The organism is Streptomyces sp. NPDC042364 (genome assembly GCF_056437585.1).
The window spans coordinates 76,298-96,438 of the sequence record NZ_JBWKAJ010000006.1 but is presented as its reverse complement, the minus strand read 5'-3'; the positions used below and the strand labels follow the sequence as shown (position 1 = coordinate 96,438).

General features: G+C 69.9%; 15 protein-coding genes and 4 tRNA genes. 8 read left to right on the top strand and 11 right to left on the bottom strand.

Going from position 1 to position 20,141, the window contains the following annotated elements; translation table 11 throughout:
• Window positions 1–48: 48 nt before the first annotated feature.
• The gene (locus AC067N_RS14520) at window positions 49–633 is read right to left on the bottom strand and encodes a Uma2 family endonuclease (RefSeq protein WP_478679232.1); all 585 of its coding nucleotides are present in this window, start codon (window positions 631–633) and stop codon (window positions 49–51) included.
• 132 nt (window positions 634–765) lie between these two features.
• Here AC067N_RS14520 and AC067N_RS14515 point away from each other — a divergent pair, with 132 nt between their 5' ends.
• The 4 genes from AC067N_RS14515 to purM all read left to right on the top strand — a co-directional run bounded on the left by AC067N_RS14515 (window position 766) and on the right by purM (window position 5,221).
• Entirely contained in the window at window positions 766–1,563 is a 798-nt protein-coding gene (locus AC067N_RS14515) for a maleylpyruvate isomerase family mycothiol-dependent enzyme (RefSeq protein ID WP_478679231.1), read from the top strand.
• Between the two features lie 55 nt (window positions 1,564–1,618).
• Window positions 1,619–2,443, top strand: a complete 825-nt coding sequence (locus AC067N_RS14510) for an META domain-containing protein (protein WP_478679510.1) — start codon at window positions 1,619–1,621, stop codon at window positions 2,441–2,443.
• 84 nt (window positions 2,444–2,527) lie between these two features.
• Window positions 2,528–4,054, top strand: coding sequence for an amidophosphoribosyltransferase (gene purF, locus AC067N_RS14505; protein ID WP_478679230.1), 1,527 nt, complete (start codon window positions 2,528–2,530; stop codon window positions 4,052–4,054).
• Between the two features lie 84 nt (window positions 4,055–4,138).
• Window positions 4,139–5,221 carry a phosphoribosylformylglycinamidine cyclo-ligase gene (gene purM / locus AC067N_RS14500; RefSeq protein WP_478679229.1) on the top strand — a complete coding sequence of 361 codons (1,083 nt, stop codon included), beginning with the start codon at window positions 4,139–4,141 and terminating at the stop codon, window positions 5,219–5,221.
• Window positions 5,222–5,417: 196 nt separating this feature from the next.
• Here purM and AC067N_RS14495 read toward each other — a convergent pair whose 3' ends face one another.
• Both AC067N_RS14495 and AC067N_RS14490 read right to left on the bottom strand, forming a co-directional pair.
• Window positions 5,418–5,675 carry a DUF3073 domain-containing protein gene (locus AC067N_RS14495; protein ID WP_055536678.1) on the bottom strand — a complete coding sequence of 86 codons (258 nt, stop codon included), beginning with the start codon at window positions 5,673–5,675 and terminating at the stop codon, window positions 5,418–5,420.
• Between the two features lie 313 nt (window positions 5,676–5,988).
• On the bottom strand, window positions 5,989–7,083 hold the full coding sequence (locus tag AC067N_RS14490) for a Leu/Phe/Val dehydrogenase (protein WP_478679228.1): 1,095 nt from the start codon (window positions 7,081–7,083) through the stop codon (window positions 5,989–5,991).
• Between the two features lie 257 nt (window positions 7,084–7,340).
• Here AC067N_RS14490 and AC067N_RS14485 point away from each other — a divergent pair, with 257 nt between their 5' ends.
• Window positions 7,341–8,183 (top strand): DUF8083 family protein, encoded by an 843-nt coding sequence (locus AC067N_RS14485; RefSeq protein ID WP_478679227.1) that lies wholly within the window; start codon window positions 7,341–7,343, stop codon window positions 8,181–8,183.
• Between the two features lie 632 nt (window positions 8,184–8,815).
• On the top strand, window positions 8,816–9,022 hold the full coding sequence (gene bldC / locus AC067N_RS14480; protein ID WP_003949541.1) for a developmental transcriptional regulator BldC: 207 nt from the start codon (window positions 8,816–8,818) through the stop codon (window positions 9,020–9,022).
• 576 nt (window positions 9,023–9,598) lie between these two features.
• Here bldC and AC067N_RS14475 read toward each other — a convergent pair.
• From AC067N_RS14475 to AC067N_RS14440, 8 genes are all read right to left on the bottom strand, one after another.
• Window positions 9,599–9,820, bottom strand: coding sequence for a DUF6274 family protein (locus tag AC067N_RS14475; RefSeq protein WP_478679226.1), 222 nt, complete (start codon window positions 9,818–9,820; stop codon window positions 9,599–9,601).
• 166 nt (window positions 9,821–9,986) lie between these two features.
• A tRNA-Asp gene (locus AC067N_RS14470) sits at window positions 9,987–10,061 on the bottom strand.
• A 109-nt stretch (window positions 10,062–10,170) separates the two neighbouring features.
• Window positions 10,171–14,115: an ATP-dependent RNA helicase HrpA gene (hrpA, locus tag AC067N_RS14465; RefSeq protein WP_478679225.1), complete on the bottom strand. Its 3,945-nt coding sequence runs from the start codon at window positions 14,113–14,115 to the stop codon at window positions 10,171–10,173.
• 196 nt (window positions 14,116–14,311) lie between these two features.
• Window positions 14,312–14,385: transfer RNA gene (locus AC067N_RS14460), tRNA-Phe, on the bottom strand.
• A gap of 25 nt (window positions 14,386–14,410) precedes the next feature.
• Window positions 14,411–14,485: transfer RNA gene (locus AC067N_RS14455), tRNA-Asp, on the bottom strand.
• Window positions 14,486–14,521: 36 nt separating this feature from the next.
• A tRNA-Glu gene (locus AC067N_RS14450) sits at window positions 14,522–14,594 on the bottom strand.
• A gap of 82 nt (window positions 14,595–14,676) precedes the next feature.
• A complete protein-coding gene (locus AC067N_RS14445; protein ID WP_478679224.1) occupies window positions 14,677–16,329 on the bottom strand; it encodes a metallophosphoesterase family protein in 1,653 nt (550 codons plus the stop codon).
• Window positions 16,330–16,434: 105 nt separating this feature from the next.
• The gene (locus AC067N_RS14440) at window positions 16,435–16,785 is read right to left on the bottom strand and encodes a metallopeptidase family protein (protein ID WP_478679223.1); all 351 of its coding nucleotides are present in this window, start codon (window positions 16,783–16,785) and stop codon (window positions 16,435–16,437) included.
• A 293-nt stretch (window positions 16,786–17,078) separates the two neighbouring features.
• Here AC067N_RS14440 and AC067N_RS14435 point away from each other — a divergent pair, with 293 nt between their 5' ends.
• Window positions 17,079–17,636 (top strand): hypothetical protein, encoded by a 558-nt coding sequence (locus AC067N_RS14435; RefSeq protein WP_478679222.1) that lies wholly within the window; start codon window positions 17,079–17,081, stop codon window positions 17,634–17,636.
• A gap of 509 nt (window positions 17,637–18,145) precedes the next feature.
• Window positions 18,146–20,141 (top strand): DEAD/DEAH box helicase (locus AC067N_RS14430; protein WP_478679221.1); only part of this gene is annotated, 1,996 nt, incomplete at its 3' end.

Here is a 20,141-nt window from a genome sequence, read left to right as displayed (position 1 = left end):
TTCGGCCCCGCCCGGCTGTCCGGGCGGGGCCTCGTCGCGTTCCTGGTATCAGCGGACGTAGTTCTTGAGGATCTCCGTGTCGAGTTCGATCCCGACCGGATCGGGGAGGGACACCCTCTCGCCGACCTTCGCTGTGTGCACGTCGCGGTAGCCGCCGACCAGCGGGTCCGGGCTGCTGTGCACGGTGACGGTGCACGAGTCCCGGTCGATCAGCAGGTACAGCGGGATCCCGGACTGCCCGTACGCGGCCGGCTTCTCGTGCCGGTCCCGCCGGTCGGTGTCCGAGTCGTACGAGGTGACCTCGACGACCATGAGGGCACCCTCGGGGTCGGCCCACTCGCCGTGTCCCGCGAAGTGGGCCTCGGGGGCGATCACCGCGTCCGGCTTCGCTCTGTCCTGCCGGTACGTGTCGACACGGAGCCCTTGGGCCTGGTACACGTCCAAATCGGGCCTTGACTGCATACACCGCCGTGTCAGCCAGGACACGATCGTGCTGTGGTCCCCGTCCGTCACCTGCTTGACTCCGATCCGTCCGTTGATGAACTCCAACGTGACGGTCTCGGGAGCGGCGGACGCGATCGTTTCGAACTCCTCCACCGACATCTGAGACGTGCGCTCGGCCATAACCGTCATGTTGCCCCCCTTCCCAGGCGAAGGCCAGCGTCGCCCGGGGGGGGGGGCGTCGGAGCGAGGCACACTTCGCCGTCGATCACGCTTCCGGGTGATCTCTCCCGGCGGCCCCACCCGGCCCCTAGGCTCACTCCCATGCCGCCCGCCAGGAAACGCCCCCGCGCCTACGACCCCGCCAAGACCCGCAAGGCCGTGCTGGCCCAGTTCGGGACCGTACGAGCGGCCGTGGGCGCCCTCACCCCGGAGCAGCTCGCGCTGCCCACCCGGCTCGGGCAGTGGACCGTACGGGACCTGGCCGCGCACCTCACGATGGCCGTGGAGAGCGTCAGCCGGGCCCTGGACCGGCCGGAACCGGCGAAGGCGGAGGTGGGGCCGCTCGACTACGGCGCGGCCACCGCACCGTTCGCCGACGCCGTCGCGGAGGGCGGCCACGCCCTGGCCGAGGCCACCCCGGACCTCGGCGCCCTCTACGCCGAGACGGAGCACCGGATCACCGAGCGGCTCGCCGCCACCCCCGAGGACCGCCTCGTCGACACCCGCGCGGGCGCCATGACACTCGGCGACCACCTGGTCACCCGCACCGTCGAACTCGTCGTCCACACCGACGACCTGAACGCCGCCGTCCCCGGCCTCGACCTCCCCTTCGACCGCCACGCCCTCGCCACCTGCGTCCGGCTGCTCGCCGACACCCTCGCCGCCCGGGCCCCCGGCGGTGCGACGGAGGTGCGGATCCCGCCGTACGCCGTCGTGCAGTGCGTGCAGGGGCCGAGGCACACCCGCGGCACCCCGCCGAACGTCGTCGAGACCGACCCGCTGACCTGGATCCGTCTGGCCACCGGCCGCCTCGACTGGGCCACCGCCGTGGACGACGCGAAGGTCAGCGCCAGCGGCGAACGGGCCGATCTCAGCGCGCTGCTCCCCCTCCTGACCTGAGCCGCCCGCGGCGAACCAGGTGGAACCGCCCACGCACCTCACCCGTCCCACCGGCATGGACAAGCAGCGACTGACCCGCACCGCCCTGCCCCTCGCGGCCCTGACCCTGTTCCCGCTCCTCGCGGCCTGCGGCACCGAGTCCGGTACCGGCGCCGGCAGCGACTCCGTGGGACCGGGCGCCAAGGAGTCGGTCACCGGGGTCCACTGGACGGTCGACAGCCTCACCGTGGACGGCAAGACCACCAAGGCCCCCGCCGGCGCCTATCTGAAGATCGACGACAACGGCGAGGTCAACGGCAACTACGGCTGCAACACCTTCGGCTCGACCGCCGACTTCAAGGGTGACTCCCTCGACTTCGAGATCGCCCGGTCCACCGAGATGGCCTGCGGCGACGCCCCGATGAAGTTCGAGAAGAGCTTCTCCCGCACCCTCGACACCGGGACGTTCACAGCCGAAACGGCCGACGGCGGGCTCACCCTCACCACGGCCGACGGCGACACCGTCCGGCTCAGCGAGGAGAAGCCCGCCGAGCTGTACGGCACCAAGTGGCGGGTCGACTCCCTCATGGACCACGACGTCGCCCAGTCCCTCCCCGAGGAGGCCGCCGGCATGGCCTGGTTCACCCTCGACGAGAAGAAGGGCACCCTCAGCGGCAGCCTCGGCTGCAACGAGGTCTCCGCCAAGGCGACGGTGAGCGAGGACAGGATCACCCTCGGCCACGCGCGCACCACCCGCAAGATGTGCTCCGACTCACTCATGGCCGCCGAGCGGACCCTTCTCGGGCTCTTCGAGGGCACGGTGAAATATCGGATCGATCACCGCAGTATCACGTTGACCAGCGAAAACGACCTGGGTGTCGGTGCGGTCGCCGACAAGTGACATACGGCGGCGCACAGTCGGGGCCGGCGGTGGGCGAGATCAGAGGATTCGGACCGGTGCGCGATCTCGCCTACACTCGGTGGCGTGCCACGTGGTGACGGACGACTCAACCACGACCTTCTCCCCGGCGAGAAAGGCCCCCAGGACGCGTGTGGCGTCTTCGGTGTCTGGGCCCCGGGCGAAGAGGTCGCGAAGCTCACTTACTTCGGGCTCTACGCCCTCCAGCATCGGGGCCAGGAATCCGCGGGTATCGCGGTCAGCAACGGCTCCCAGATCCTCGTCTTCAAGGACATGGGCCTCGTTTCCCAGGTCTTCGACGAGACCTCGCTCGGTTCCCTCCAGGGTCACATCGCGGTCGGTCACGCCCGCTACTCGACCACCGGCGCCTCCGTCTGGGAGAACGCCCAGCCCACGTTCCGTGCCACCGCGCACGGCTCCATCGCCCTCGGCCACAACGGCAACCTGGTCAACACGGCCCAGCTCGCCGAGATGGTCGCCGACCTGCCCAAGCAGGAGGGCCGTACGCCGCGTGTCGCGGCCACCAACGACACCGACCTGCTCACCGCGCTCCTCGCGGCCCAGGTCGACGAGGACGGCAAGCCGCTGACCATCGAGGAGGCCGCCCACGCGGTCCTCCCGCAGGTACGTGGCGCCTTCTCGCTCGTCTTCATGGACGAGCACACCCTCTACGCCGCGCGTGACCCGCAGGGGGTCCGCCCGCTGGTCCTCGGCCGTCTGGAGCGCGGCTGGGTCGTCGCCTCGGAGACCGCAGCCCTCGACATCACGGGCGCCAGCTTCGTCCGCGAGATCGAGCCGGGCGAGTTCGTCGCCATCGACGAGAACGGCCTGCGCACCTCTCGCTTCGCGGAAGCGAAGCCCAAGGGCTGTGTCTTCGAGTATGTGTACCTGGCCCGCCCGGACACCGACATCGCCGGCCGGAACGTGTACCTCTCCCGGGTGGAGATGGGCCGGAAGCTGGCCAAGGAAGCCCCCGTCGAGGCCGATCTGGTCATAGCCACCCCGGAGTCCGGCACCCCGGCCGCCATCGGCTATGCGGAGGCCTCGGGTATCCCGTTCGGTGCGGGTCTGGTGAAGAACGCGTACGTCGGCCGTACGTTCATCCAGCCCTCCCAGACGATCCGCCAGCTCGGCATCCGGCTGAAGCTGAACCCGCTGAAGGAAGTCATCAAGGGCAAGCGCCTGGTGGTCGTCGACGACTCGATCGTCCGCGGCAACACCCAGCGGGCACTGGTCCGGATGCTCCGCGAGGCCGGGGCGGCCGAGGTCCACATCCGGATCTCCTCGCCACCCGTGAAGTGGCCCTGCTTCTTCGGCATCGACTTCGCCACCCGGGCCGAGCTCATCGCCAACGGCATGACGATCGAAGAGATCGGCACCTCCCTGGGCGCCGACTCCCTGGCGTACATCTCCATCGACGGCATGATCGAGGCGACCACCATCGCCAAGCCGAACCTCTGCCGTGCCTGCTTCGACGGCGAGTACCCGATGGAGCTGCCGGACCCCGAGCTCCTCGGTAAGCAGCTCCTGGAGACCGAGCTGGCCGCAGGGCCCGCCGCCACGGCCGCGGCCGACGCGATCCGCCGCCCGTAGGGGGTGCCGGCGGGACCGTTCACAACACCCTGGTCCGCCCGCACCCCGCTCACCCGCAGTACGACACGAAGGTTCTCACTAGCCATGTCTGAGACCCCCATCGCCGAGGGCGGCGCCAGCTACGCAGCCGCGGGCGTCGACATCGAGGCGGGCGACCGCGCCGTCGAACTCATGAAGGAGTGGGTCAAGAAGACGCGGCGCCCCGAGGTCCTCGGCGGCCTCGGCGGCTTCGCCGGCCTCTTCGACGCCTCCGCCCTCAAGCGCTACGAGCGCCCCCTGCTCGCCTCCGCCACGGACGGCGTCGGCACCAAGGTGGACATCGCCCGCCAGCTGGGCGTCTACGACACCATCGGCCACGACCTGGTCGCGATGGTGATGGACGACATCGTGGTCTGCGGCGCCGAACCGCTGTTCATGACCGACTACATCTGCGTCGGCAAGGTCCACCCCGAGCGGGTCGCCGCCATCGTCAAGGGCATCGCCGAGGGCTGTGTCCTCGCCGGCTGCGCCCTCGTCGGCGGCGAGACCGCCGAGCACCCCGGACTCCTCGGCCCGGACGACTTCGACGTCGCCGGCGCCGGTACGGGCGTGGTCGAGGCGGAGCACCTGCTCGGCCCGGACCGCATCCGCAAGGGTGACGCGGTGATCGCCATGGCGTCCTCCGGCCTTCACTCCAACGGGTACTCGCTCGTCCGGCACGTCCTGCTGAACCAGGCCGGACTCTCCCTGGACGCCCGGATCGCCGAGTTCGACCGCACCCTCGGCGAGGAACTCCTGGAGCCCACCAAGATCTACTCGCTGGACTGCCTGGCCCTGACCCGCACCACCGAGGTCCACGCCTTTAGCCATGTCACGGGCGGCGGACTCGCGGCCAACCTGGCCCGCGTCATCCCCGACCACCTCCACGCCACGGTGGACCGCGCCACCTGGACCCCGGCTCCCGTCTTCGACCTCGTCGGCAAGACCGGCCAGGTGGAACGCCTGGAGCTGGAGAAGACCCTGAACATGGGGGTGGGCATGATCGCCATCGTCCCCCAGGAGTCGGCGGACGTAGCCCTGACGACCCTGGCGGACCGAGGCGTCGAGGCCTGGCTGGCAGGCGAGATCACCGACCGGGACACCCACACGACGGGCGCGGAACTGATCAACGACTACGCCCGGGGCTGATGACGAACGCGCCCCTGACGGCGGCGAAGCCGCCAAAAGGGGCGCGAGGAACTGCGCGAACAGCCACAACCAACTCGCAGCCGCCCTGGCACGGTGACCCCGAGCTACAAGTCGCCCGACCCCTCAAGCGGAGCGCGACCGCACAAAACCCGGTCCGGCGTAATCCGCTCGGACCGGGTGAAGCGCAGCTGAATTGTCAAGCCCCGCGGCGATGGGACGCAGGACCGGACTCGTCGTCCTCATCCTCGTCATCGTCGGAGTTGTACAACTCCGCGTACCGCGCGTACGGGTCGTCGTCGTCTTCGTCGTCCTCGAACGGTTCGCCGTTCGGAGGCTGGCTCGAAGTCGATGCGCCCAGCTCGCTGGCCAGACGCGACAGGTCAGTCCCACCGCTGTTGTACTTCAGCTGGCGGGCGACCTTCGTCTGCTTGGCCTTGGCCCGGCCGCGCCCCATGGCTCGACCCCCTCGGTGACGGGGCTCGACGGCCCCAGAGTCTTGACACGCGTTCATGATCTGGAACGGGCTCTCCATGGAGAGACCGGTCCGTAGGGCTTCCACGGTACCTGAGCCCGCGCCCATACGGTACGTCGCCCGCAGGACGTGCCTGTGCCCAGAACCTGCGAGGAGCCCTGTCCCCGCTGGTCAACCGCGAGTTTAACCCTTTCTCGGCGCACGACCCGCCGACGGAAGTGAGAGTTCTCTCTAAAGCCGTCGGTGGGTACCGGGCCCGCCCGTGCGACCCTCGCACGGGCGGGCCCGTGGAATGTCAGCGTCCGCGCGCGGCCGCCGCGTCCTGCATCCGCTGTTCGGCGATCCGGTCGGCCGCGGCGGCCGGCGGAATACCATCTGCCTTCGCACGTGCGAATATTGCCAGCGTGGTGTCGAAGATCTTCGCGGCCTTGGCCTTGCACCGCTCGAAGTCGAAACCGTGGAGTTCGTCGGCGACCTGGATGACGCCGCCGGCGTTCACCACGTAGTCCGGCGCGTAGAGGATCCCGCGGTCCGCGATGTCCTTCTCGACGCCGGGGTGGGCGAGTTGGTTGTTGGCCGCGCCGCACACCACCTTGGCGGTGAGGACGGGCACGGAGTCGTCGTTCAGCGCTCCGCCGAGCGCGCACGGGGCGTAGATGTCGAGCCCCTGCACACGGATCAGCGCCTCGGTGTCGGCGACGGCCGTGACCCCCGCCGGGTGGCGGTCGAGGATCCGGCGCACGGCGTCCTCGCGTACGTCCGTGACCACGACCTCGGCGCCCTCGGCCCTCAGGTGCTCCACGAGGTGGTGGCCGACCTTGCCGACGCCCGAGATGCCGACTCTCCGGTCGCGCAGCGAGGGGTCGCCCCACAGGTGCTGGGCGGAGGCCCGCATCCCCTGGTAGACCCCGAAGGCGGTGAGGACCGAGGAGTCGCCGGCGCCGCCGTTCTCGGGCGAGCGGCCCGTGGTCCAGCGGCACTCCCGGGCCACGACGTCCATGTCGGAGACATAGGTGCCGACGTCGCACGCGGTGACGTAACGGCCGCCCAGCGAGGCCACGAACCGCCCGTAGGCGAGCAGCAGCTCCTCGCTCTTGATCCGGTCGGGGTCTCCGATGATCACGGCCTTGCCGCCGCCGTGGTCGAGCCCGGCCATGGCGTTCTTGTAGGACATCCCTCGCGCGAGGTTCAGGGCGTCGGCGACGGCCTCGGCCTCGGTCGCGTAGGGGTAGAAGCGGGTGCCGCCGAGGGCGGGGCCCAGCGCGGTGGAGTGGAGGGCGATGACGGCCTTGAGGCCGCTGGCCCGGTCCTGGCAGAGCACGACTTGCTCGTGACCGCCCTGGTCCGAGTGGAACAGGGTGTGCAGGACGCCGTCAGATACGTCGGTCACTGTGGTGACTCCTGGGTAAGAAGCGGCGGTTGGTGACAGGCTCCCCGAGGCTCCCCCTCCCCCCGTGCTTTTGGCGGTGGGGGAGGGCGGCGGGGTCTGTGGGCATGAGATTAGAGCCTTCGGCCGCCGTGGAGCGGCCGAGCTTCAGGATCACCCACTACTGGAGTACCGCCGTGGTGTGATCCGCACAGTTTTCCGGCCCGCCGATGTGCGGGTTCGGCAGTTTTCCCCGGTGGTACGCGGGGGAGGGAGCAGGCGTGCCCAAGGTGTCCTCGGTGATCGTCCCGTACGCGTCCTACCTTCGCGTGTACGAGCCGCTGGCCGCCTTCCCGGAGCCCGAGCGCACCCACTGGACCCGTTACGCCCGCCGCGCCGACCGGCCCTCGTACCAGGACGAGCTGCGGCGGTCGCTGGCCGATCTGCTGCCCACCCCGCCGGTCCCGGTGCCGGTGCACGAGAGCGGTGACGCCTTCGTGCTGGAGGTGGACGGGGTGGTCTGCGTCTGCCCCTGGCGCACCCGGCTGCGCGGCTGGCAGGCGCTGGGCGATCTCGCCGAGGAGCTGCCGGCGCCGTTGCTGGACGCGGTGCTGCCGCCGGTCGTGCGCCGGCAGGCCGGCCAGGACTACGAGCGCTGGATGGCCCGCAACCCCGACGCCCGTCCCTGGATCCGCACCTCGACCTGGCATGTGCCGCTGAACTGGTTCGTCCTCGTCTCGGACGAGGAGCGGACGTTTGAGAAGGGTTCGGCCGAGATCTCACCCGTGCTTCGCTATCGCACGCCCATGGTGCAGGCCCGGCGGCGGGTGGCGCGGGGGCTCAGGGCGCTGCGCGAGACCCTCGACGAGGGGCCGCTGATCGACGGCCTGATCGACGTGGGCCGCTGGCTGGAGGAGTTCCACCCCCGCTCGCTCGTGGAGCTGGACTACGGCGGTCTTGTGCACGTACTGCCGGCGGAGGAGCTGGACGGCGACCACTCCGCGGCGGACGTCGCCGAGGGCATCGAGGCCCTGCGCAACGGGGACGGTCCGGCCGCCGGTGAGGCGTACGGGCGGCTGGTCGAGCGGTGGCGGGCGGTGCGGGACCGGCGCTCGGCCAACTGAACCGCCGTTCGGTGAACGGTACCGGGCCGAACCGGTTGAACCAGCTCAACGTCCCGCTCGTACTTGTGACTTGTGGGGCAGGTGGGAAAAGGCTTTCCACCGAGGCCGAAGCATGGTGAACTGTCCACCCTTGGCCCAGGCTTGACACACTGAAGTTCCACTCGCGTGTCATCAGGGGACGTAGGTCCCCGATCCGGGCTTTTGTATCAAGCGGGCGCCAAGCGTGACGGATTGCACTTACGCGGGCCTTGCCTCTTACGCACCTCCTCATGCCAAAATAGGACAAGGAGTCCGGGGGAGGCTCCCTCTGCCCATCTTTGGGTGGAATCTCAGCATTGCACGCTATTGGGGGGTCTCGTGACTCCTGCGCGCCACTGTGACTGATCGTCACAGTGGCGTGACTGTCCGCTATGGCACGGTCCATCGGCATCCGTCGCTGATGAACACCTGGGAGGGCAATTCCATCGGTTTGGCCGACGCGGCTGGACAGATGGTGTAGTTGTAGTGCCGAGGACAAGCCGTTCGTCCTATAACCGACTCGACTCGCGTCCGCCATTTCGGGCAACGCGGGTCAAGGTGCAGAATTTAGAGGAAAGAACCGAGAAGGTTCGGTTCTCCCGAGGAGGCCGCTCATGACCGCTCGCACCCCTGATGCCGAGCCGCTGCTGACCCCGGCTGAGGTCGCCACCATGTTCCGCGTCGACCCCAAGACGGTCACGCGGTGGGCGAAGGCCGGCAAGCTCACGTCCATCCGTACGCTCGGCGGACACCGCCGCTACCGCGAGGCTGAGGTCCGCGCACTGCTCGCGGGTATTCCGCAGCAGCGCAGCGAGGCCTGAACCGCCGCAGAACAGGGCATTTCGGCTGGTCCCCCAATCGGCCGAGCCGCCTGAAAGCACAGCTCAACCGCTCACACAGTGCCAAGCGACGCGGGTTCTGCCCCAACAGGCCCCACGCCCGAGCCGCACAGCTTTCCAGAGCTTCCATCTGTTCTGGGTTTCGCCAGGCAAGCAACAAGGGTGCGTCGTCAGATCGCGCTGGACTCCGCCGGGTCCAGCGCGATCTTTTTTGTGCGCCCAGGCGGACGGCCGGGTCCTCGGGTCCGGCCCTCTCCCTGCCCGGCGTGCCGACTTGTGCGCGGGCCTGGCCGTCTGTGGGCGGGCCTGTCGGACTCTGGGGAGGGCTGTCGGATCTCCTGTGCGGGCATCCGGAGACTGGTGCAATTGCACATATTAAATTGACCAGTTGTAGGAGACCCGTAAGAACCCATGTTCGGAAAACTTATGCGGTGACACCCGTCACATGCCAGGACGCTTGTTACTCATGAGTCATGTGCGGTAAAGGGGGCGGGAGTTGAGGTCGGCGTGTCGCCCCTGCGGAGCGTGTTCCCAGTCCCGGCCGCCGCCACGCCATCCTCACGCCGTGGAGGGGCTCTCGTCCTCCATGGGACCCTCGGCGCGGTCCTCGCCGGCCGTCGGGGCGCTCGTCGTCAGGATGCCCGGCGTCGGGGCGTCCGTCGCCAGGCGCAGCAGCCGGTGGCAGACGGGGCAGTGGCGGGTGAAGTGGCGGTAGGAGGAAGCGGCCGACAGGTGAGCGCGGAGCAGAGCGCGGGTCTCGTGCCGTGCGGACGCCGCCATACGCCACCTCCGGGTCGTGGGGCCCTGTTTCCGAGGTACCGGTGGAATGTGACTCCGTCAAGCCCCGGCGCGTCCGCCGGGGTTCGGGGGCCTGGTTTCCCTCCCCCTGCCGCGGCGCAGCAAAAAGACCCGCACCCTGAACGGATGCGGGTCTCCATGAATCGCGCGGTCCTGACGGGATTTGAACCCGCGGCCTCCACCTTGACAGGGTGGCGAGCACTCCAAACTGCTCCACAGGACCAGGTTTCGCAGTCAGCGTGTGCGCGCTGGCCTGCGAGAAGAGACTGTACAGGAGGGGGAGCCCCCTGGTCGAACTCACCCCCCGTGCAGGGCTCGTCACAGTATGACGGCTACGGCACCGCCGCGTCGATCGCTTTCACGATGCGCTTGTCGGAGACGGGATACGCCGTGCCCAGGGCGTGCGCGAAGTAGCTGACGCGGAGTTCCTCGATCATCCAGCGGATGTCCAGGACCGAGGACGGGACGGGCCTGCCCTGGGGGAGCTGCTCCAGCAGCCAGGCGTACTCGTCCTGCATCTCGTGGACCTTCTCCATGCGGGAGGTGTCCCGTTGGACGCCCGTCGGCATCTGCTGGAGCCGGCGGTCCGCGGCCACCAGATAGCGCATCAGGTCGGGGAGGCGGCGCAGACCCGCCTCCGTGACGAAGCCCGGCTTCACGAGGCCGTCCAGCTGCCCGCGTACGTCCGCGAGGTTGGGCAGGAGGGCGGGGCTCCTCGTGGCCTTCAGACGGCGCTCACAGGACTGCCAGGCGGCGAGGACCTGCTGGACCTGGCCGACCGTGCGGACGGTGGTGTCGACGATCTCCGCGCGGACCTTGTCGTAGAGCTTGCGGTAGGACTCCTCGTCCCAGGCCGGCCCGCCGAAGTCGACGATGAGTCTGTCGGCGGCGGCCGTCGCGCAGTCGTCGAACAGGGCCTGGATCGAACCGTGCGGGTTCGCCGACAGAGCGAGCTTCTGCGCGTTGTTCAGCTTTTCGCTCGCGAACTTCGCAGGGTTGACCGGAATGTTTCGCAGGATGAGCCTGCGGGTGCCTTTCCACATCGCTTCCGACTGTTCCGCCTCCGTGTCGAAGAGGCGTACGGAGACGGTGTCGCCGTCGTCCACGAGTGCCGGGTAGGCCTTCACGGGCTGCCCGGCGCGGCGGGTCTCGAAGACGCGGGTGAGGGAGCCGATCGTCCAGTCCGTCAGACCCGTGCGCTCCAGGGACTCGCCGCCCTGGCGCTCGGCGGTCGCCGCGGCGGCCTGGGAGAGCGCCTTGCGGGCCTTCGGCTTCAGCCGGAGCCGCAGGGACTCCAGGTCCTTGTCCTCGGCCAGCTTCCGGCGCCGCTCGTCGACGATACGGAAGGTGATCTTCAGATGGTCGGGGACGCGGGACCAGTCGAAGTCGTCGGCCGTCACCGGTACGCCCACCATGCGCTTGAGTTCGCGGGCGAGGGTGACGGTCAGCGGTTCCTGGAGCGGTACCGCCTGGTCCAGGAAGCGCTTGGCGTAGTTGGGCGCCGGTACGTAGTTGCGGCGGATCGGCTTGGGCAGGGAGCGGATCAGTTCCGTCACCACGTCCTCGCGCAGGCCCGGGATCTGCCAGTCGAAGCCCTCGTCGGTGACCTGGTTGAGGACCTGGAGGGGGATGTGGACGGTGACGCCGTCCGCGTCCGCGCCCGGCTCGAACTGGTAGGTGACGCGGAACTTGAGCTGTCCCTGGCGCCAGGAGTCCGGGTAGTCCGCCTTGGTGACCGCCTCCGCCGACTCCCGGATGAGCATCTCGCGCTCGAAGTCCAGGAAGTCGGGCTGTTCGTGGCGCTTGTGCTTCCACCAGGAGTCGAAGTGGGCGCCCGACACCACGTGTTCGGGCACCCGCTGGTCGTAGAAGTCGAAGAGGGTGTCGTCGTCGACCACGATGTCCCGGCGCCGGGCACGGTGCTCCAGCTCCTCGACCTCGCTGAGGAGCTTGCGGTTGTCGGCGAAGAACTTGTGGTGCGTACGCCAGTCGCCCTCGACGAGCGCGTTGCGGATGAAGAGCTCGCGGCTCGCCTCGGGGTCGATGCGGCCGTAGTTCACCTTCCGCTGGGCGACGATCGGCACGCCGTACAGCGTGACCTTCTCGTAGGCCATCACGGCCGCCTGGTCCTTCTCCCAGTGCGGTTCGCTGTAGGTGCGCTTCAGCAGGTGCTCGGCGAGCGGCTCGACCCACTCGGGCTCGATCTTCGCGTTGACGCGGGCCCAGAGACGGGAGGTCTCGACCAGCTCGGCGGACATCACGAAGCGCGGGGGCTTCTTGAAGAGGGCCGAGCCGGGGAAGATCGCGAACTTGGCGCTGCGGGCGCCCAGGTACTCGTTCTTCGCGCCGTCCTTGATGTCCTTCATGCCGATGTGGGACAGCAGGCCGGCGAGGAGCGAGATGTGGACCTGCTGCTCGGGGGCGTCCTCCTCGTTGAGGTGGATGCCCATCTGCTTGGCGACGGTGCGGAGCTGGCTGTAGATGTCCTGCCACTCGCGGATGCGCAGGAAGTTGAGGTACTCCTGCTTGCACATCCGGCGGAAGGACGACGAGCCGCGTTCCTTCTGCTGCTCGCGGACGTACCGCCAGAGGTTGAGGAAGGCGAGGAAGTCGGAGGACTCGTCCTTGAAGCGGGCGTGCTGCTGGTCGGCCTGGGTCTGCTTGTCGGCCGGGCGTTCGCGCGGGTCCTGGATGGACAGGGCGGCGGCGATGACCATGACCTCGCGGGCGCAGCCGTTCTTGTCGGCCTCGACGACCATCCGGGCCAGCCGCGGGTCGACGGGCAGCTGGGAGAGCTTGCGGCCCATCGGCGTCAGTCGCTTGCGGACGTCCTTCTGCGCCGGGTCGAGTGCGCCGAGTTCCTGGAGGAGCTGGACGCCGTCGCGGATGTTGCGGTGGTCCGGCGGGTCGATGAAGGGGAACTTCTCGATGTCGCCGAGGCCGGCCGCGGTCATCTGGAGGATGACGGAGGCGAGGTTCGTCCGCAGGATCTCGGCGTCCGTGAACTCCGGGCGGGCGTTGAAGTCGTCCTCGGTGTACAGGCGGATGCAGATGCCGTCGGACGTACGGCCGCAGCGGCCCTTGCGCTGGTTGGCGCTGGCCTGGGAGATCGGCTCGATCGGCAGCCGCTGGACCTTGGTGCGGTGGCTGTAGCGGGAGATCCGGGCGAAGCCGGGGTCGATGACGTACTTGATGCCGGGGACGGTCAGCGAGGTTTCGGCGACGTTGGTGGCCAGCACGATCCTGCGGCCGGTGTGCGGCTGGAAGACGCGATGCTGCTCGGCGTGCGAGAGCCGTGCGTAGAGCGGGAGGACCTCGGTGAAGCGGTAGTTCTTCTTGATCAGCGCGTCGGCCGTGTCGCGGATCTCCCGCTCACCGGAGAGGAAGACGAGGATGTCGCCCTTGCCCTCCGCCATCAGCTCCTCGACGGCGTCCGTGATGGCGGTGATCTGGTCGCGGTCGGCGTCCTCGGAGTCCTCTTCGAGCAGTGGGCGGTAGCGCACCTCGACGGGGTAGGTACGGCCGCTGACCTCGACGATCGGGGCGTCGCCGAAGTGGCGGGAGAAGCGCTCGGGGTCGATGGTCGCGGAGGTGATGACGACCTTGAGGTCCGGGCGCTTGGGGAGCAGCTGGGCGAGATAGCCCAGCAGGAAGTCGATGTTGAGGGACCGCTCGTGGGCCTCGTCGATGATGATCGTGTCGTAGGCGCGCAGCTCGCGGTCCGTCTGGATCTCGGCGAGCAGGATGCCGTCCGTCATCAGCTTGACGAAGGTCGAGTCCTGGTTGACCTGGTCGGTGAAGCGGACCTTCCAGCCGACGGCCTCGCCCAGCGGGGTGTCCAGCTCCTCCGCCACGCGCTCGGCGACAGTGCGGGCGGCGATCCGGCGGGGCTGGGTGTGCCCGATCATGCCGCGGACGCCACGCCCCAGTTCCATACAGATCTTCGGGATCTGGGTCGTCTTGCCGGAGCCCGTCTCACCGGCCACGATGACCACCTGGTGGTCGCGGATGGCGGCCGCGATCTCGTCCTTCTTCTGGCTGACGGGCAGCTGCTCGGGGTACGAGACGGCCGGCACGCGGGCCGCGCGCTCGGCCATGCGGGCCTCGCCCTTGGCGACCTCGGCCTCTATCTCGGCGAGGACGGCGGCCCGGGCCTCGGGCTTACGGATCTTGCGTGCGCCTTCGAGCCTGCGCCCGAGCCGGTGCGCGTCGCGCAGGGACAGCTCGGCCAGGCGGGGGGCGAGGGCGCCGAGGGCGGGGGCAGGTGGCGTAGACATACGACGTCCAGGATCTCACCTCGACGAAACGAGGGGCGAACGCTTTTGATTCGGCGCTCCCCGTGGGCCCTCCGGTAACGGGAGGGGTGACCTTCTCCCCAAGAATCGCCGGCGTACCGGTGGGCGTGGCCGCCGCACGAAAGAGCCCCTCATCGGTGATACCGGAGAGGGGCTCAGGCCCTGGTGAGGGCGGTTGTGGCTGGGGCCGGGGTCGAACCGGCGACCTTCCGCTTTTCAGGCGGACGCTCGTACCAACTGAGCTACCCAGCCACGGTGTTTCACGTGAAACACCGAGCGGTCCTGACGGGATTTGAACCCGCGGCCTCCACCTTGACAGGGTGGCGAGCACTCCAAACTGCTCCACAGGACCAAGGTTGCGTACGACAGTGTCGCACACGTTCTTGCGTGCCCCCAACGGGATTCGAACCCGTGCTACCGCCTTGAAAGGGCGGCGTCCTAGGCCGCTAGACGATGAGGGCTATCGGCCCGCCGTGGGCGCTTCATCAGCGCGTCGGGGACGTGAGAAGCATATGGGATGGCGGGAGGTATCGCCAAAACGGTTTACGGGCGGCCCGGTGAGCGGGTGGTCGCCTCGCCGGGCGACGTGCCCGGTGACGTGCCGGGAGAGGGGCTTGAGGAGGGGGACGGGGACTGGGTCGCGCCGGGCTGGTTCTCCTTCGGCAGATGGCGGCTGACCTCGGCCGTGGTCAGTCCCAGACCTCCGAGTTTGATCTCGTCCCAGGCCTGGAGGCGGTGCGTGTCGCGGTCGAGGTAGAGGACCGAGGTCTCGATCGGATCCGGGTAGTCGCCCTCCAGGGCGCGCAGCCCGCTGCCGCCCGTCGAGCCCTCGATACGGAGGCGGGTGCCCTCGTCCAGGATCTCCATCTCCGGGTGGTGGACGTGGCCGGCGAGGACGAGCGGGACCTCTCCGTCCGTCTCGCGGGCGGCGTCCGGGTTGTGGGCGATCGCGATGTCCACGGGTGTGCCGGCCGCCTTCTGGGCGCGCAGCGCCCGCGCCAGGCGCTGTCCGGCCGCCTCCTCCGAGGGCAGGCCCGACTTGTCCGTGGAGCGGTCCGGGGTGAACTGCGGGTCGCCGATCCCCGCGAAGCGCAGTCCGCCCACGTTCACCGCCTTCCCCTCGTCGAGGACGTGCGCGTTCTCGATGCCCTTCAGATACCGCTGGGTCTCGGTGGAGTCGTGGTTGCCGCGCACCCAGACGTACGGCGCGCCGAGATCGGCGATCGGGTCCAGGAAGGCGTTCTCGGCGGCGGTGCCGTGATCCATCGTGTCGCCGGAGTCGACGATGACGTTGATCTCGTACTGCTCGACCAGCGAGGCGATGATCTTCCAGCTCGCGGGGTTGAGATGGATGTCGGAGACGTGCAGGACGCGGATGGTGGTCGGGTCCGGCTGGTACGCGGGGAGGGTGGACGTGACGTCGTACAGCTTGGTCACGTTCGTCACCAGGCGGGCCAGCTCCTTCTGGTAGACGTCGAACTCCGTGACGATGCTGCGCGCGTTGCCGACCAGGGAGGGCGCGGAGGAGAGGAGCCCCGAGAACTTCGGCTCCAGCACCGAGTTCGGGTTCCACGTGGCGGCGGCGGTGCCCCCGGAGGCGGCGAGCAGCCCGAGGGCGAGGCCACCGGCGGCCAGGGCGCGTCGGGGGCGGCGGTACACCGCGAGCCCGAGAGCGGTCGCCCCGGTGACGACGGCGACGCCCGACCGCAGGGCCAGGTCCAGCGTGCCGCGCCGTACGTCCGACGCGATCTCGTCCTGGAGGCCAGAGATGCGCTCGGGATGGTCGACCAGGGCCTGCGCGCGGTCCGGGTCCAGTTGGTCGACGTTGACGTCCAGGCGTACGGGGGCGTGGTGGCTGCTCAGCTCCAGGGCGCCCAGCGGCGAGACATTGATCTTCGTGCCGCCGGTGAGCGATGGCCGCAGCGTCATCGTGGTGTTCATGGGGCCGACGGGCGTCCGTACGTTCCCCACGATCAGCAGGCCGAGCCAGGCGCCGACCACGACGACCGTGACCAGGCCGAGCGCGTGGGCCCACCGGCGGGCGCGGCTCGGCGGCTCGGCGGCCGGGTGCGGGCCGCCCGTGCGGTGCAGCCGGTTCGCGGCCCTGGGGGCCGGCGGCAGTGCCTGGCGGATGCGGCGCAGGGTCGTACGGATGGTGCTCACGGTGGTGGCTGTTGCGGCGGGGTCGCGGGCCATTGGAGCCGTATGCCCAGGGCGGTGGGGGGATATGCGGGGAGGGGGAGCAGGGCCTCCGGTGCGGTGTCGCGTCCTTCGCGGCCGTTCCGTGACTCGTACATGCGATCAGCCCCAGCCCAGTTCGTGGAGGCGCGCGTCCTCGATGCCGAAGTGGTGCGCCACCTCGTGGACGACCGTGACGGCCACCTCGTGCACCACGTCCTCCGACGTCTCGCAGTAGCGCAGGGTCGGGCCCATGTAGATCGTGATGCGGTCCGGAAGGACTCCGGCGTACCACTCGCCGCGTTCCGTGAGGGGGGTCCCCTCGTACAGCCCCAGGAGCTCCGGGTCGTCGGCCGGTGGTTCGTCCTCGACGAACACCGCCACGTTGTCCATGACCCGCGTCAACTCCGGCGGGATCTGGTCCAGGGCCTCACTCACCAGTTCTTCGAACCTGTCGCGTGTCATCTCCAGCACAGGCCCATTGTCTGTGAGTGGTCACGTAATCGGAGCACTTACGGAGCCCCGACCTTTCACCAGGCACACCTACCGGGCTCAGCCGCCCTGCCTGCTCAGGTCACGGCCGGCTGAGCTGTCCGTGATCGCCGCCCGGTCCGGAAGGCCGCGGGCGGCCACGGCAACGGCCCCGCCCACCGCCGGGAGGCCGGCCCCGTTCCGGCGCGGCGCGGCGCCACCGGGCGCGTGTCTTCTTGCGTGCGACGGGAGTTGAGCAGGGGGACTCCTCTTTCCGCCCCCCACGGAGGTGGCCCGTGCGCGCCTTGTACGTACCCGTTCGTCTCGCCGCCACGGTCATGGCGGTCGCCGCGGCCACCGGCTGCATGAACGTGGGGGACGACGGGCGGACCCCCGGCTCCTCGTCCTCCGCCGGACAGCGGGGCGGCGAGACACCGGACGGGGGCACCGCGCTGACGGGCGGTGGCGGTACGGGGTACCAGGTCGGGCGGGGAAAGCAGCACCCTTCGGCCTCGCCCGACCCCTCCGTGTCCCGGTCGGCCTCCCCCTCGGCGGCGGCCTCCGGAGCCACCGGGCCGCCCAGGAAGCCGAAGCCACCCAAGGGAGGCAAGGGCGGCAAGGACGGTCAGGGCGGCAAGGGCGGCGGGGGTGGTGTGCGGCCGCCCGTACCGGAGCCGACGAAGGAGAAGCCGACGCCCGCACCCTCCACGGCCGTCCCGGAGCCGCCCAGGCCGTCGGATCCGGCGGAGTCGCCGACGCCCGAGCCTTCGGCCGAGCCGTCGTCGTCCGCGCACGAGCAGGGGGCGCAGCTCATGGAGCGGGAGCCGGCGCCGGAGGTGTGGGACGCGGCGTAGGCGGGTGTGGAAGGGGGACGGCGGGGTGCTGAAGGGGGCGTCCGATGCGTCCGATGGTCCCCGGTGGTCGCGTCCGGGGCCGCGGGGTGATGCGGCTGCGGTGCCGGCGGGTGAGGTGCCCGGAGGCCGGTGTGGGGGATGCCTTGGGGGAGTGGGGGATGTCACGGGTGGGGTGGGACACGGGGCTTCGTGTCCGGTCCCGGTCGCGCCGGGGGTGCCCCAGCCTGACGGGCCGAGGCTTCCCCGGGCGGGCACGGCGAGAGTCTGGCTTTCCCGGCCCCGTTCCGCAGATCGCCTTCTGACCTGCGGGTATCGGCTCAGTTTGCCTTCAGGGGTGGAGGGTGCGTATGGTGGTAGATCGTTTGATCCCATTTGCCCGGCGCCAATGCAGAGCGCGCCGTGTGGCGCGTACTCTCCTTTGCCGTGGCGGACCGCATAGAGGCGGTCGTGTGCGAAACACGGAGTTGACGGGCGCGTGCCGATGAGACTCCGGAAGGTTTCGCATACGCATGTCCATTTCCAGTGCTGATCACGTCGTCGTGCCCGAGAACGGCGAGAACGAGGTCGTCGAGGAGACCCCCACGGTCACCTTCGCGGACCTCGGCCTCCCCGAGGGCGTCGTGCGCAAGCTCGCGCAGAACGGCGTGACCACCCCCTTCCCGATCCAGGCCGCGACCATCCCGGACGCCCTGCTCGGCAAGGACATCCTCGGCCGCGGCCGCACCGGCTCCGGCAAGACCCTCTCCTTCGGTCTGCCGACGCTGGCCACGCTGGCCGGCGGGCAGACCCAGAAGCACAAGCCGCGCGCCGTCATCCTGACGCCGACCCGTGAGCTCGCCATGCAGGTCGCCGACGCCCTCCAGCCCTACGGCGACGTCCTCGGCCTGAAGATGAAGGTCGTCTGCGGCGGCACGTCCATGGGCAACCAGATCTACGCCCTGGAGCGCGGCGTCGACATCCTCGTCGCCACCCCGGGCCGTCTCCGCGACATCATCAACCGCGGCGCCTGCTCCCTGGAGGACGTGCAGATCTCCGTCCTCGACGAGGCCGACCAGATGTCCGACCTGGGCTTCCTGCCCGAGGTCACCGAGCTGCTCGACCAGGTCCCGGCCGGCGGCCAGCGGATGCTCTTCTCCGCGACCATGGAGAACGAGATCAAGACCCTCGTCGACCGGTACCTGAACAACCCGGTCAGCCACGAGGTGGACGCGGCGCAGGGCGCGGTGACGACCATGTCGCACCACATCCTCGTCGTGAAGCCGAAGGACAAGGCGCCGGTCACCGCCGCGATCGCCTCCCGCAAGGGCCGCACGATCATCTTCGTCCGCACCCAGCTGGGTGCCGACCGTGTCGCCGAGCAGCTCCGGGACGCCGGGGTGAAGGCCGACGCGCTGCACGGCGGCATGACGCAGGGCGCGCGGACCCGGACCCTCGCCGACTTCAAGGACGGATACGTCAACGTCCTCGTGGCGACGGACGTCGCGGCGCGCGGCATCCACGTCGACGGCATCGACCTGGTGCTGAACGTGGACCCGGCGGGCGACCACAAGGACTACCTGCACCGCGCCGGCCGCACGGCGCGTGCCGGGCGTACGGGCACCGTGGTGTCCCTCTCGCTCCCGCACCAGCGGCGGCAGATCTTCCGGCTGATGGAGGACGCGGGCGTCGACGCCTCGCGCCACATCATCCAGGGCGGCGCCGCCTTCGACCCGGAGGTCGCCGAGATCACCGGCGCCCGGTCGATGACCGAGGTCCAGGCCGAGTCCGCCGGCAACGCCGCACAGCAGGCCGAGCGTGAAGTCGCTCACCTCACCAAGCAGTTGGAGCGGGTCACGCGCCGCGCCGCCGAGCTGCGCGAGGAGGCCGACCGGCTGACCGCGCGCGCCGCGCGGGAGCGGGGCGAGGACCCGGAGGCGGCGCTCGCCCAGGCGCGTGCCGAGGAGACGGGTGAGGGCGCTGCCGCCGTCGTCGAGGCGGCTGCCGCTGCCGTCGGCGCCGCGGTGCTGTCCGAGGTCTCCGTGCCGGAGCAGCCGGCCGCGCAGGACGTCGAGCGCGTCGAGAAGGCCGAGCGGTTCGAGCGCACCGACCGGGCCGAGCGCGGCGGGCGGTTCGAGCGTGAGGAGCGGTCCGGCGGCGCGGGTTCGTCGTCGTACGGGCGTTCCTCGTCGTACGAGCGTCGGGACGACCGTGGTGGCTTCAACCGCGACAGCCGTGACAACCGGGGCGGCTTCCGTCGGGACGACCGCCGGGACGACCGTGGTGGGCGTTCCTTCGAGCGTCGCGACGACCGCGGCGGCTTCAACCGCGACAACCGTGACAGCCGCGACGGCCGTGACAACCGCGGTGAGCGCCGGGACGACCGGGGCGGCTTCCGCCGGGACAACGAGCGTGGCTTCGACCGCGACCGCGGTGGGCGTTCCTTCGAGCGTCGCGACGACCGCGGCGGCTTCAACCGCGACAACCGTGACAGCCGCGACGGCCGTGACAACCGCGGTGAGCGCCGGG

Excerpts from the sequence above, each read along its gene's own strand:
- AC067N_RS14520 (WP_478679232.1), bottom strand. The coding sequence starts at position 633 with ATGACGGTTATGGCCGAGCGCACGTCTCAGATGTCGGTGGAGGAGTTC.
- AC067N_RS14515 (WP_478679231.1), top strand. The coding sequence starts at position 766 with ATGCCGCCCGCCAGGAAACGCCCCCGCGCCTACGACCCCGCCAAGACC.
- AC067N_RS14510 (WP_478679510.1), top strand. The coding sequence starts at position 1,619 with ATGGACAAGCAGCGACTGACCCGCACCGCCCTGCCCCTCGCGGCCCTG.
- purM (WP_478679229.1), top strand. The coding sequence starts at position 4,139 with ATGTCTGAGACCCCCATCGCCGAGGGCGGCGCCAGCTACGCAGCCGCG.
- AC067N_RS14495 (WP_055536678.1), bottom strand. The coding sequence starts at position 5,675 with ATGGGGCGCGGCCGGGCCAAGGCCAAGCAGACGAAGGTCGCCCGCCAG.
- bldC (WP_003949541.1), top strand. The coding sequence starts at position 8,816 with ATGACCGCTCGCACCCCTGATGCCGAGCCGCTGCTGACCCCGGCTGAG.
- AC067N_RS14475 (WP_478679226.1), bottom strand. The coding sequence starts at position 9,820 with ATGGCGGCGTCCGCACGGCACGAGACCCGCGCTCTGCTCCGCGCTCAC.
- hrpA (WP_478679225.1), bottom strand. The coding sequence starts at position 14,115 with ATGTCTACGCCACCTGCCCCCGCCCTCGGCGCCCTCGCCCCCCGCCTG.
- AC067N_RS14445 (WP_478679224.1), bottom strand. The coding sequence starts at position 16,329 with ATGGCCCGCGACCCCGCCGCAACAGCCACCACCGTGAGCACCATCCGT.